Annotated in this window: 12 protein-coding genes and 1 riboswitch; of the genes, 4 read left to right on the top strand and 8 right to left on the bottom strand. The window is 71.0% G+C overall.

The window, feature by feature from the left end; all coding sequences use genetic code 11:
- Positions 1–45: 45 nt before the first annotated feature.
- From ACZ4UU_RS24110 to ACZ4UU_RS24080, 7 genes are read right to left on the bottom strand one after another with little or no spacing between them, the layout of a single operon-like run.
- Positions 46–504, bottom strand: a complete 459-nt coding sequence (locus ACZ4UU_RS24110; protein ID WP_471905430.1) for a PH domain-containing protein — start codon at positions 502–504, stop codon at positions 46–48.
- Positions 505–527: 23 nt separating this feature from the next.
- Positions 528–1379 carry an ATP phosphoribosyltransferase gene (gene hisG / locus ACZ4UU_RS24105; RefSeq protein WP_471905429.1) on the bottom strand — a complete coding sequence of 284 codons (852 nt, stop codon included), beginning with the start codon at positions 1377–1379 and terminating at the stop codon, positions 528–530.
- 50 nt (positions 1380–1429) lie between these two features.
- Complete coding sequence (locus ACZ4UU_RS24100) at positions 1430–1702, bottom strand: phosphoribosyl-ATP diphosphatase (protein WP_062722778.1); 273 nt, start codon at positions 1700–1702, stop codon at positions 1430–1432.
- A 34-nt stretch (positions 1703–1736) separates the two neighbouring features.
- Positions 1737–2222 carry a 6,7-dimethyl-8-ribityllumazine synthase gene (gene ribH / locus ACZ4UU_RS24095; protein WP_030038615.1) on the bottom strand — a complete coding sequence of 162 codons (486 nt, stop codon included), beginning with the start codon at positions 2220–2222 and terminating at the stop codon, positions 1737–1739.
- Between the two features lie 24 nt (positions 2223–2246).
- A complete protein-coding gene (gene ribA / locus ACZ4UU_RS24090; protein ID WP_471905428.1) occupies positions 2247–3629 on the bottom strand; it encodes a GTP cyclohydrolase II in 1383 nt (460 codons plus the stop codon).
- Positions 3626–4267 (bottom strand): nicotinamide mononucleotide transporter family protein, encoded by a 642-nt coding sequence (locus ACZ4UU_RS24085; RefSeq protein ID WP_471905427.1) that lies wholly within the window; start codon positions 4265–4267, stop codon positions 3626–3628. The genes ribA and ACZ4UU_RS24085 overlap by 4 nt, the downstream gene beginning before the upstream one ends.
- On the bottom strand, positions 4264–4881 hold the full coding sequence (locus ACZ4UU_RS24080) for a riboflavin synthase (RefSeq protein WP_471905426.1): 618 nt from the start codon (positions 4879–4881) through the stop codon (positions 4264–4266). The genes ACZ4UU_RS24085 and ACZ4UU_RS24080 overlap by 4 nt, the downstream gene beginning before the upstream one ends.
- 147 nt (positions 4882–5028) lie before the next feature.
- Positions 5029–5159, bottom strand: a riboswitch (FMN riboswitch).
- 171 nt (positions 5160–5330) lie between these two features.
- Between ACZ4UU_RS24080 and ACZ4UU_RS24075 the strand changes: the two genes are divergently transcribed.
- The 3 genes from ACZ4UU_RS24075 to ACZ4UU_RS24065 all read left to right on the top strand — a co-directional run bounded on the left by ACZ4UU_RS24075 (position 5331) and on the right by ACZ4UU_RS24065 (position 9505).
- Complete coding sequence (locus tag ACZ4UU_RS24075) at positions 5331–7652, top strand: chitinase C-terminal domain-containing protein (protein WP_471905425.1); 2322 nt, start codon at positions 5331–5333, stop codon at positions 7650–7652.
- 95 nt (positions 7653–7747) lie between these two features.
- Positions 7748–8635 (top strand): RNA polymerase sigma-70 factor, encoded by an 888-nt coding sequence (locus ACZ4UU_RS24070; protein ID WP_471905424.1) that lies wholly within the window; start codon positions 7748–7750, stop codon positions 8633–8635.
- Between the two features lie 114 nt (positions 8636–8749).
- Positions 8750–9505: an SDR family oxidoreductase gene (locus ACZ4UU_RS24065; protein WP_471905423.1), complete on the top strand. Its 756-nt coding sequence runs from the start codon at positions 8750–8752 to the stop codon at positions 9503–9505.
- A gap of 20 nt (positions 9506–9525) precedes the next feature.
- On the opposite strand, the gene ACZ4UU_RS24060 is transcribed toward ACZ4UU_RS24065, so the two are convergent.
- Positions 9526–10752, bottom strand: coding sequence for an ROK family transcriptional regulator (locus ACZ4UU_RS24060; RefSeq protein WP_471905422.1), 1227 nt, complete (start codon positions 10750–10752; stop codon positions 9526–9528).
- Positions 10753–10911: 159 nt separating this feature from the next.
- Between ACZ4UU_RS24060 and ACZ4UU_RS24055 the strand changes: the two genes are divergently transcribed.
- Positions 10912–12123, top strand: coding sequence for an MFS transporter (locus ACZ4UU_RS24055; protein ID WP_471905421.1), 1212 nt, complete (start codon positions 10912–10914; stop codon positions 12121–12123).
- Positions 12124–12153 lie beyond the last annotated feature (30 nt).

The raw sequence follows: 12153 nt of genomic DNA, 5'->3' as shown, positions 1-12153 counted from the left end.
ACGTCAGGGTGAACGTCACTCAGTGAGCCCCGATGGCCCCCTGAGTCAGCCCTGATGCTCCTCCGGATCCCTGAGGGCACGGGCCTCGGCGAGCGCCCGCAGAGCGCGCGCGTCGGCGATGGCCCGCTGTTTTGCGATGCCGGGCTGGATGCCGAGCGCGGGCAGGCTGGTGCCGTCGCTGAGGTTGAGGAACACCCAGGGGTCGCCCGGACGGAGGTTCACCTGGACGATCTCGGCCCACTCCAGTCGGCGCCTGGTGGCGATGTTCACCACGGTGACGCCGGACTCGTCGGCGACGACCTTCACGCGCGCCAGCATGGCCAGCACGCCGAACATCAGGGCGCCGGTGAAGACGAAGCTGAGGCGCTCGCCGGGGCCGAGCTTCTCCAGCAGCAGCGCGACCGCCGTGATGACGACGAAGATCGCGACACCCGCGGTGAGCAGCACGGCCCGGGTGCGGCCCGGCCGGAACGTGACGGGCAGGGCGGGCAGTTCGGAGGACATCGGTGTACGGACCCTCGGGGTGGTCAGAGGCGGCAGGCGTGGATGGCCGTGGTCAGGATGGCCCGCGCGCCGATGTCGTACAGGTCGTCCATGATGCGCTGGGCTTCCTTGGCCGGAACCATGGCCCGCACGGCGACCCAGCCCTCGTTGTGCAGCGGCGAGACGGTCGGCGACTCCAGGCCGGGCGTGAGGGCGACCGCCTTCTCCAGCTGCTCGACGCGGCAGTCGTAGTCCATCATCACGTACGTCCGCGCGACCAGGACGCCCTGGAGGCGGCGCAGGAACTGCTGGACCTTGGGCTCCTCGCCGTCCGCGCCGGTGCGGCGGATGACGACGGCCTCGGACTTCATGATCGGGTCGCCGACGACTTCCAGGCCGGCGTTGCGCAGCGAAGTGCCGGTCTCGACGACGTCCGCGATGACCTGGGCGACACCGAGCTGGATGGCGGTCTCGACGGCGCCGTCGAGGTGGACGACGGAGGCGTCGATGCCGTGGTCGGCGAGGTGCTTGGCGACGATGCCCTCGTAAGAGGTGGCGACTGTCTTGCCGTTCAGGTCCGCCAGGTCGTCGCCGACGGTGCCCGGCCTGGTGGCGAAGCGGAAGGTGGAGCGGGCGAAGCCGAGGGCCAGGATCTCCTCGGCGTTGGCACCGGAGTCGATCAGCAGGTCACGGCCGGTCAGGCCGATGTCGAGCTGCCCGGAGGCGACGTAGATGGCGATGTCGCGGGGGCGGAGGTAGAAGAACTCGACGTCGTTGCCGGGGTCGACGATCCGCAGTTCCTTGGACTCGCGGCGCTGGAGGTAGCCGGCCTCATGCAGCATCTCCGCCGCAGGGCCGGACAGGGAACCCTTGTTGGGGACGGCGATGCGCAGCATGAGGTCGGCTTCCTTCGTTCGCTGTTACGGGTGTGCTGGGTTGCTGGTGCTCAGAGGTGGGCGTAGACGTCGTCCAGGGAGATCCCGCGCGCGACCATCATCACCTGGACGTGGTAGAGCAGCTGCGAGATCTCCTCGGCGGCGGCTTCCTTGCCCTCGTACTCGGCGGCCATCCAGACCTCGGCGGCCTCCTCGACGACCTTCTTGCCGATGGCATGGACGCCCTTGCCGACCAGCTCTGCGGTGCGGGAAGTGGCGGGGTCGCCGCTTACGGCCTTGTGCTGGAGCTCGGTGAAGAGCTCCTCGAAAGTCTTCTTGGACATGGTGGCGCCCACTTTACGCGTAGTGCCCGTCCACTTAACGCCATGGTTCAGATACTGAGCGGAGGGTCGCCGCCGTGGCCACCGCCGCCGTCACCGCCTCGTGTCCCTTGTCCTCGTTGGAGCCCTCGATGCCGGCCCGGTCCAGGGCCTGCTCCTCGGTGTCGCAGGTCAGCACGCCGAAGCCGACGGGGACCCCGGTGTCGACCGAGACCTGGGTGAGGCCCTGGGTCACGCCCTGGCACACGTACTCGAAGTGCGGGGTGCCGCCGCGGATGACCACGCCGAGCGCCACGATGGCGTCGTAGCCGCGGCCCGCGAGGACCTTGGCGACCACCGGGAGTTCCCAGCTGCCGGGGACCCTGAGCAGGGTCGGCTCGTCGATCCCCAGGTCGTGCAGGGCGCGCAGCGCGCCGTCCACCAGACCATCCATCACCTTCTCGTGCCACTGCGCCGCGATGACCGCGACCCGCAGGTCGCCCACATTGCGTACGGACAGCTCCGGTGCGCCCTTGCCGCTCACGTTCCTGAGTCTCCTCGTGTGCTCTTACTGGTTGGTGCAGGTGGACAGGGTGGCCGGGGCCCCGGGTGCCGGGTCCAGCCAGGGCAGGTCGTGCCCCATCCGGTCGCGCTTGGTGCGCAGGTACGTCAGGTTGTGCTCGCCCGCCTGTACGGGCATCGGCTCCCGCTCGGTGACCTTGAGGCCGTGGCCGGTGAGGGCGTCGGTCTTGTCGGGGTTGTTGGTCAGCAGGCGCACGCTGTGCACGCCCAGGTCGACCAGGATCTGTGCGCCGGCGCCGTAGTCGCGGGCGTCTGCGGGCAGGCCGAGTTCGAGGTTGGCGTCGAGCGTGTCGCGGCCGCGCTCCTGGAGTTCGTAGGCGCGCAGCTTGGACATCAGGCCGATGCCCCGGCCCTCGTGTCCGCGCAGGTAGACGACGACTCCGCGGCCCTCGTCCTGGATGCGCTGCAGGGCGGCCTCCAGCTGGGGGCCGCAGTCGCAGCGCAGGGAGTGGAAGACGTCGCCGGTGAGGCATTCGGAGTGGACGCGGACGACGACGTCCTCGCCGTCACCGATCTCGCCGTGGACGAGGGCGACGTGCTCGACGCCGTCGACGGTGGAGCGGTAGCCGTACGCCGTGAAGGCGCCGTGGGCCGTGGGCAGGTGGACCTCGGCCTCGCGGCGGACGGCCTGCCGGCTCGGCACCCGCTGCTCGACGAGGGCCGGTCGCTGCTCGGCGGGGGTCGGCTCCTGCTCGGTCGGCGCCGGGTGTTCGGCGGCGCGGCGGTAGGCGATCAGGTCCTCGATGGAGATGATCGTCAGGCCGTGCTTGCGGGCGAACGGGATCAGCTCGGGCAGCCGCAGCATCTCTCCGTCCTCGCCGGCGATCTCGACGATGGCGCCGGCCGGGCGCAGGCCCGCGAGGCGGGCGAGGTCGACGGCGGCCTCGGTGTGGCCGTCACGGACGAGGACGCCGCCGGGCCGGGCGCGCAGCGGGAAGATGTGGCCGGGGCGGACGAGATCCGAGGGCTCCGCCTTGCCGCTCGCGAGGAGCTGGAGCGTGGTCGCCCGGTCGGAGGCCGAGATGCCCGTGGTCACGCCGTGCGCGGCGGAGGCGTCCACGGAGACGGTGAAGGCGGTCTTCATCGACTCGGTGTTGTCCGCGACCATCTGCGGCAGTTCGAGCCGGTCCAGCTCCTCGGGCTCCATGGGGGCGCAGATCAGGCCGCGGCACTCGCTCATCATGAAGGCGACGATCTCGGGGGTCGCGTGCTCGGCGGCGATGACGAGGTCGCCCTCGTTCTCGCGGTCCTCGTCGTCGACGACCACGATGGGGCGGCCCGCGGCGATGTCGGCGATGGCCTGCTCGATCGGGTCGAGCGTGAGGTCCTCGACGCCTTCGGTGCGGTACAGAACGGGTGCCGTGGTCATGCCGGCGCTCCTTCCAGAACGGGCCGCGCGTCCTTGCGGGAGCGCAGCCACCAGTCGCGCATGCCCCACAGGACGAGTGCGCCGTAGATGACGTAGACGAAGCCGGAGAAGGCGTAGCCGTTGGCGAAGTTGAGGGGGACGCCGACCAGGTCGACGAGGAGCCAGGCGAACCAGAACTCGACCATGCCGCGTGCCTGGGCGTACATGGCGACGATGGTGCCGACGAATATGTAGGCGTCGGGCCACGGGTCCCAGGACAGGGTCGGGTACGCCTTGAACAGCAGTGCCACCGCGACCGTGCCGGCGGCGGCCGCGGCGACCATCGCGCCGCGCTCGCGCCAGGTGGCGAACCGTACGGCGATGTGGCCGTCCTCCGTCTGCCCCTTGCCGCGCTGCCACTGCCACCAGCCGTAGAGGGCGACGAGCATGACGACCGCCTGCTTGCCGGCGCTGCCGGTGAGGTGGCCGAAGAAGGCGCCGAAGAGGATCAAGCCGGCCAGGAACTGCACGGGCCAGGTCCATATGGAGCGCCGCCAGCCGAGGGCGAGGGCGGCGAGGCCGAAGAGGTTGCCGACCATGTCCGACCAGAGGATGTGCTGGCCGAACAGGGTGAAGGCCTCGGAGTTCAGCGAGTTCACCGGGCACTCGTCCCTTCGGAGGAGAGCCGGTCGCCCAGCATCCGCTCGACGTACTTGGCGATGACGTCGACCTCGAGGTTGACCGGGTCGCCGGGCTGCTTCAGGCCGAGCGTCGTCAGGTCGAGGGTGGTGGGGATGAGGCTGACGGTGAAGTAGTCGGGGCCGGCGTCGACGACGGTGAGGCTGATGCCGTCGACGGTGATGGAGCCCTTCTCGACGACGTACCGGGAGAGGTCGGCGGGGAGCGAGACCTTGACGATCTCCCAGTTCTCGGAGGGCTTGCGCTCCAGCACCTCTCCGGTGCCGTCGACGTGGCCCTGCACGATGTGCCCGCCGAGGCGGGCGCCCACGGCGGTGGGGCGTTCCAGGTTGACTCGGGAGCCGACGGTGAGGACGCCCAGGCTGGAGCGGTTCAGGGTCTCGGCCATGACGTCGGCGGTGAACTCGTCGCCTTCGTGCTCGACGACCGTGAGGCAGACGCCGTTGACCGCGATGGAGTCCCCGTGCTGTGCGCCTTCGGTGACGACGGGGCCGCGCAGTCGGAAGCGACAGGCGTCGTCGAGGGTCTCGACGGCCGTGACGTGGCCCAGCTCTTCGACGATTCCGGTGAACACTTCCCGGGTCCTCCTGCCTCATTCGGGCACGGACTCCGGGGCTGTCGATGACGACAGAATGTACGAGCAGGGACACCGAGGGCGACGCCGATACAGGGCTCGCCACGGGGGCGAACCAATACGGCGGCGCGCACGAATGCCCGCCCGCCGCGCACTGCCTCCCATCCGGACTTTAACCGTCGGTCCAGGAATTTCACCTGGTCAACCGGCCGCTGGAGGCGACCGGGTCGCGGACTGTAACCGCCGGTTCGGACTTTCACCGACCCCGGAGTGCGCTGCTTCTGGTACAGAGCCAGTGTGCCACGCCCGATCCACGTCCATGCGGGTGAATGTTGTGGGGTGGCTCACAGGCCACTTCGACCAAGCCCTTTCGGGATTGGTCCATACCTATTGACGCACTGGTCTAGTCCTCTCTAGGGTCTGCGCAACTTCCGTGGAGAGGAACCGACTTGCTGTCCCTTTCACGCAACCGGGCGAGACCCGCTCTGCTCGCCGCCCTCGGCACCATCGCCGGCCTGGTGCTCGCCGGCCTCCCGGCGACCGTCTCGCACGCCGCCGACCAGGAGTCCTGCCGCCCCGACGGCCTCTACCGGACGCCCGGCGTCGACGTCCCGTACTGCTCGGTCTACGACGCGGCCGGCCGGGAGGAGATGGGCGCCGACCACCGGCGCCGGGTGATCGGCTACTTCACCGGCTGGCGCACCGGCAAGGACGGCACGCCCGCCTATCTGGCGCCGGACATCCCGCGGGACAAGGTCACCCACCTCAACTACGCCTTCGCCCATGTCGACGGCGGCAACCGGATCTCCGTCGGCACGGACGGGGCGACGAACCCGGCGACGGGAATGACCTGGCCCGGTGTGAGCGGCGCGGACATGGACCCCGCCTTCTCCTACAAGGGCCACTTCAATCTGCTGAACAAATTCAAGAAGCAGCACCCGGACGTCAAGACGCTGATATCGGTGGGCGGTTGGGCCGAGACCGGCGGCTATTTCGACGACAGCGGCACACGCGTGAACTCGGGCGGCTTCTACTCGATGGCCACGAACGCCGACGGCTCGGTCAATCAGTCGGGCATCGACACGTTCGCGGATTCGGCGATCGCGTTCCTCAGGAAGTACGGCTTCAACGGCGTCGACATCGACTACGAGTACCCGACGTCCATGACGGACGCGGGCCACCCGCTCGACCGGCCCCTCTCCAACGCCCGCAGGTCCGGCCTGGTCAAGGGCTACGCGGCCCTGATGAAGACCCTGCGCGAGAAGCTCGACCGCGCGGGCGCGGCGGACGGCCGGCACTATCTCCTCTCCGTCGCCGCGCCCTCCTCCGGATATCTGCTGCGCGGCATGGAGACCTTCCAGGTCCAGAAGTACCTGGACTACGTCAACATCATGTCCTACGACCTGCACGGCGCCTGGAACGAGTACGTCGGTCCGAACGCCTCCCTCTACGACGACGGTAAGGACGCCGAACTCGCCGCGGCGGGCGTGTATTCCACGTCCCAGTACGGCGGAATCGGCTATCTGAACACCGACTGGGCGTACCACTACTTCCGCGGTTCGATGCCGGCGGGCCGTATCAACATCGGGCTCCCCTACTACACCCGGGGATTCAAGAACGTCACGGGCGGCACGGACGGACTGTGGGGCAGGGCGCCCTCGACGGCCTGTCCGGCGGGCTCCGGGCTGACCAAGTGCGGTGACGGAGCCGTCGGGATCGACAACCTCTGGCACGACCTCGACACCGACGGCAAGGAGTCACCGGCGGGTTCGAACCCGATGTGGCACGCCAAGAACCTGGAGAAGGGGATCGTCGGGGACTACGTCACCGACTACGGCTTCCCGGCCGGGACGCGGCTGACCGGTACGTACGCCCGCAAGTACGACTCGACCCTGGTCGCGCCCTGGCTGTGGAACGCGGAGAAGAAGGTGTTCCTGTCCACCGAGGACGAGCAGTCGGTGAACGCCAAGGCCGACTACGTCGTCGACCACGGCATCGGCGGCACGATGGTGTGGGAGCTGGCCGGGGACTACGGCTGGAACGCGGGCAGGGGGCAGTACGAGCCGGGCTCGACGCTGACCTCCGCGATGTACGAGAAGTTCAGGTCGGCGTCCCCGTACGGCGCGAAGCGCTCCACGGTCGATCTGCCGGCCGAGGCGCTGGACATCGACGTCGACTTCGGGCAGTTCCCGCTCGGCGACTCCAACTACCCGATCAGCCCCAAGCTGAGGATCACCAACAACTCGACGGCGACACTGCCCGGCGGCACGGAGTTCCAGTTCGACTACGGCACCTCGGCACCCGGAAACGCCAAGGACCAGTCGGGCTGGGGGACTTCGGTGATCCGCAGCGATCACACGGGGAGCAACGTCGGCGGGCTGAAGGGCGACCACCACCGGGTGTCGCTGAAGCTGCCGGGCCGGCAGACGCTGGCGCCGGGGGCGTCGGCGGAGCTGGACCTCGTGTACTACCTGCCGGTGTCGACGCCGTCCGACTGGACGGTGACGTTCGGCGGGAGGACCTACGCGCTGGCCGGGGACCTCACACGCGGCACGACCGTGGTGGAGCCGGGATCGGGAACCCCGTCCCCCTCCCCCACCTCTTCCAGTGGAGAGTGCGCGAACCCCGCCTGGAGCGCCACGACGGAGTACGGCGGGGGCAGCACCGTGTCCCATGAGGGGCACGGGTGGAAGGCCAGGTGGTGGACGAAGGGCGAGGAGCCCGACACCACCGGCGAGTGGGGCGTGTGGCAGGACCTGGGAGCCTGCTGAACCCCGCCCAGTCGGCCCGGCGGCGGTGACGACGGCCCTTGCCCGCCGCCGGGTCTCCCAGCTCCCGCCATCTGCCGTTCTGGCAGGGTGAGGACATGACCACCGCGATCGCCGACGAGTTCGAGACCTATCGCCCCCGGCTGTTCGGCCTGGCCTATCGCATGCTCGGCTCCGCCGACGAGGCCGAGGACACCGTGCAGGACGCGTATCTGCGCTTCAGCGGCGCCGACCGCACCGCGATCGAGTACCCGGCGGCCTGGCTCGCCAAGGTCGTCACCAACCTCTGTCTCACCCGGCTGACCTCGGCCAGGGCCCGGCGCGAGCAGTACGTCGGGCCCTGGCTGCCCGAGCCCGTGGTCACCTCGGACGGCGTACTCGGACCGCTGGAGTCCGCCGAGCAGCGGGACGCCGTGTCCATGGCGATGCTGGTGCTGCTGGAGCGGCTCACGCCGACCGAGCGTGCCGTGTACGTGCTGCGGGAGGCCTTCGCCTACGGGCACCGGGAGATCGCCGAGACGCTGGATCTGACCGAGGCGAACTGCCGGCAGCTGTACCGGCGGGCGGTCCAGCGGGTGGGTGAGGAGCGGACGCGGTTCGAGCCGTCTCCGGAGCGGCAGGAGGAGCTGGTCAGGTCGTTCCTCACGGCGGCCCGCGACGGCGACCTCGGTGGGCTGGAGAAGCTGCTGGCGGCCGATGTCGTCTGGTCGAGCGACGGCGGCGGCAAGGTCTCGGCGGCCCGACGGCCGATCGAGGGCCGGGACAAGGTGTTCCGTTTCCTGGCGGGCGCGACGCGCACGTTCCTGGCGGGCGTGGACTTCACCGCGGTCGAGATCAACGGCGCGACCGCGCTGGCCGTGTGGGAGGGCGACACACTGCTCTCGGTGACGGCGTTCGACGTGCGGGACGGGCTGGTCACGCATGCGTGGGCCGTGGTGAACCCGGACAAGCTGGACTTCGTACGCCGGCAGCTTGCGCGGGCGTAGCGGAGCCGGCGGCGAGATCGTCCGCGGCTGTCACATTTCACGCGGGGTACTCGGTCCCAGCTGACGAGGGGCGCTCCAGCCGGGAGCGCCCGGCGTCCGAAGGGGCTGAACGGCATGACCACGATCCTGGTGACCGGCGGTACCGGCACACTCGGCAGGCTCGTCACCGAGCGGTTGCGGGCGGACGGCCACGAGGTGCGGGTGCTCAGCCGGCACGCCCAGCCGTACGCCGTCGACCTGCGCAAGGGTGGCCCTGCCCTGGACGCGGCCCTGGAGTCGGTGGACACGGTCGTGCACTGCGCGACCTCGGCGGGCGGCGGTGACGAGGAGGCCGCGGCGCGTCTGATCGCGGCGGCGCGCAGGGCCGGCGTACGGCACCTGGTGTACATCTCGATCGTCGGCGTCGACCGGGTGCCGTTCGGCTACTACCGGAGCAAGCTCGCCGTGGAGCGGCTGGTCGAGGAGTCGGGGCTCGGCTGGACCGTGCTGCGCGCGACCCAGTTCCACGATCTGCTGGTGCGGGTGCTCGGGATGCTGGCCAAGTCGCCGGTCGTGCTGCTCCCGGCCCGGGTGAAGGACCAGCCGATCGAGGTGGCGGAGGTCGCGGCCCGCCTCGCCGAACTGGCGCTGGACGACCCGGCCGGACGCGTCGACGACATGGGCGGCCCCGAGGTGCGGACCTTCGACTCGCTGGCCCGTGCCTACCTCAAGGCCACGGGTCGCAGGCGAGTCGTGCTGCGCGTGCCGCTGCGGGGCAAGGCGTACGACGGCTTCCGCTCGGGCGGTCATCTGGCGCCGGGGCATGCGGTGGGCAAGGGGACGTTCGAGGAGTACCTGGGGCGGCGGTTCGGGGGCGGGCAGGGCGTTTGACCCGGGCTTCCCAGGTCCGGTCACCGGTCCGGCGGCCCGAACAGCTCGTCCTGCGCGGCGTCCCGCGCCGTGAGCAGCGCTCCGCGCAGGACGGCGCCGCCGCCCAGACCGGTGGGCCGAACCACGGTCGCCAACGGCGACATCCGTCGGATCCGCTCCTCCACCCGCTCTGCGAGCGCCTCCCCGCCGGCCTGCCCGACCTCCCCGCCGAGCACCACACAGCCGGGGTCGAGGATGGCGACGACGGAGGCGACGCCCACGGCGAGGCGATCGGCGAAGGCGTCGAGGAAACGGTCGGCGGAGGCGGCGTCGCCGACCACACCGGCTTCGCCCCCGGCCCCCGCCACCAGCGCCACAGCCTCCCTGACGACCCCGGCGGCGAGCGGCTCGTGCGCGGACGCGCCCTCGACCGGAAAGCCGTACGCCCGCGCCAGCTCCACGATCGCCGCCGCCCCCGCCAGGGAGTGGAACCCGCCCTCGCAGTCCACCGCCGTGGGCAGTCCCGACGTGCCCGGTACGGGCAGGAAGCCGATCTCGCCGGTGCCGCCGGAGGCTCCTCGGCGCAGGGCACCGTCGAGGACCACGGCAGCCCCCGTACCGTGGCCGAGCCAGAGCAGGACGAAGGTGTCGCGGTCGCGGGCCACGCCGTCGCGCTGTTCGGCGAGGGCGGCGAGGTTGGTCTCGTTCTCGACGCTGACGCGGGCCTCGGGGAGCCGTTCCTGGAGGGTCGCGACCAGACGGCGGTGCCATTCGGGCAGGCCGGTGGAGTCGCGGAGCTCGCCGCTCGCCGGGTCGATCAGGCCCGGGGCGCCTATCCCCACCGTATGAAGCCGGTCCGCCCCCGCCTCCTTCGCGACCCGCTCCACGAGCGTGACCGCCTGCTCCACCGCGGGCCCGGTCCCCGTGTCGCCGCCGATCGGCACCGACGCCTCCGCGAGCACGGCCCCGACCAGGTCGGACACGACGACGGAGACACCTTCGGTACGGACGTCCAGCGCCGCCAGATGGGCGCGGTCGGCGACGATGCCGTACAGCTTGGCGTTCGGGCCGCGCCGCTGCTCGCCTGCCTCGCCGACGACCGCGATCAGGTCGGCGGCCGTGAGGCGTTCGACGAGGTCGGCGACGGTCGGCCGGGACAGGCCGGTCAACTGCTTCAACTGCCCTGCCGTCAGCGGGCCCTCCTGCTGGAGCAGTCGCAGGGCGAGCCGGTCGTTGATGGCCCGGGCGGTGCTCGGGGATGCGGGCATGCCGGGATCCTTCCAGATCGGCGGGGCCGTGCGGTGGGCGGCCGGGATATCCCCTATCTATCAGGCAGGGACCCTGATAGTTTACGCGCGGCGTCAACACAGAGTGCGACGCGCGCAGCACGCAGTCCGCACGGAGCGAGGACCAGGAGGGGCCGGACAATGGGTGAGGTGGTCTACGACCTGCGCGAGGTGAAGCGCGCCCGGTACGCCGTGGCGGCCGTCTTCGCCGTGCACGGCGCCGTCACCGGTTCGTTCGCGACACGGGTGCCCTGGATCCAGGACCATGCCGGGGTCAGCGCGGGCCAGCTGGGGCTGGCGCTCGCCTTCCCCGCGCTCGGCGCCTCCCTCGCGATGCCGCTGGCGGGCAGCGTCACCCACCGCTTCGGCGCCCGGAACGCCCTGCGCGGACTGATCGCCCTGTGGACCCTCGCCCTCGTCCTGCCCTCCCTCGCCCCCAACCTGCTGACCCTGTGCCTGGCGCTGTTCACGTTCGGCGCCACGGCGGGCATGGCGGACGTGGCGATGAACGCGCTCGGCGTCGAGGTCGAGAACCGCCTGGACCGGTCGATCATGTCCGGGCTGCACGGCATGTGGAGCGCGGGCGCCCTGATCGGCTCGGCGGCCGGCACAGTCGCGGCTCACCTGGGCGGCGACGCCCGGCTGCACCACGCGCTCGCCGCGGCCACCCTGACCTTCCTCGGCGTCCTGGCGTGCCGGTGGGTGCTCGACCTCCAGCCCGCCGAGGACGAGGAGCCGCCGCCCCGGTTCGCGCTGCCGCCCAGGTCGGCGCTGCTCATCGGCGCGGTCGGGTTCTGCGCGGTCTTCGCGGAGGGCGCGAGCCTGGACTGGTCGGCGGTCTATCTGCGGGACCAGCTGGACACCTCGGCCGGACTCGCGGCGGCGTGCACGACCGGCTTCACTCTCACCATGGCGCTCGCCCGGATCGCCGGGGACAGGATCGTGGACCGCTACGGCGCCGTGCGCACGGTCCGGTTCAGCGGTGTCCTCGCGACGCTGGGCGGCCTGCTGATCGTGCTGTCGGACCAGCCGGCCGTGGCGATGGCCGGGTTCGCGCTGCTGGGTCTGGGCATCGCGGTGGTCGTGCCGCTCTGCTTCGCGGCCGCGGGCCGCAGCGGCAGCAATCCCTCGCTGGCCATCGCGGGCGTCGCGACCATCACGTACACCTCGGGTCTGATCGCCCCGAGCGCGATCGGCGGGATCGCCCAGGCCACCAGTCTGATGGTGTCCTTCTGCCTGGTGACGGTGCTGTCCTTCGGCCTGGTGGTGTTCGCACGCGTCCTGCGCGCCGGTGACCGCGAGCGCCCGAAGGTCAGCCGACCGGACACGGCGGTTCCCGACCCACGCCCCTGAGGCCCTCGAGCAGTCGCTTCGTACGTGCGA

This window comes from Streptomyces sp. NPDC028907, assembly GCF_055564995.1.
This window is presented reverse-complemented; position numbering and strand designations above follow the sequence as displayed.

Excerpts from the sequence above, each read along its gene's own strand:
- ACZ4UU_RS24100 (WP_062722778.1), bottom strand. The coding sequence starts at position 1,702 with ATGTCCAAGAAGACTTTCGAGGAGCTCTTCACCGAGCTCCAGCACAAG.
- ribA (WP_471905428.1), bottom strand. The coding sequence starts at position 3,629 with ATGACCACGGCACCCGTTCTGTACCGCACCGAAGGCGTCGAGGACCTC.
- ACZ4UU_RS24060 (WP_471905422.1), bottom strand. The coding sequence starts at position 10,752 with ATGCCCGCATCCCCGAGCACCGCCCGGGCCATCAACGACCGGCTCGCC.
- ACZ4UU_RS24065 (WP_471905423.1), top strand. The coding sequence starts at position 8,750 with ATGACCACGATCCTGGTGACCGGCGGTACCGGCACACTCGGCAGGCTC.
- hisG (WP_471905429.1), bottom strand. The coding sequence starts at position 1,379 with ATGCTGCGCATCGCCGTCCCCAACAAGGGTTCCCTGTCCGGCCCTGCG.
- ACZ4UU_RS24070 (WP_471905424.1), top strand. The coding sequence starts at position 7,748 with ATGACCACCGCGATCGCCGACGAGTTCGAGACCTATCGCCCCCGGCTG.
- ACZ4UU_RS24110 (WP_471905430.1), bottom strand. The coding sequence starts at position 504 with ATGTCCTCCGAACTGCCCGCCCTGCCCGTCACGTTCCGGCCGGGCCGC.
- ACZ4UU_RS24055 (WP_471905421.1), top strand. The coding sequence starts at position 10,912 with ATGGGTGAGGTGGTCTACGACCTGCGCGAGGTGAAGCGCGCCCGGTAC.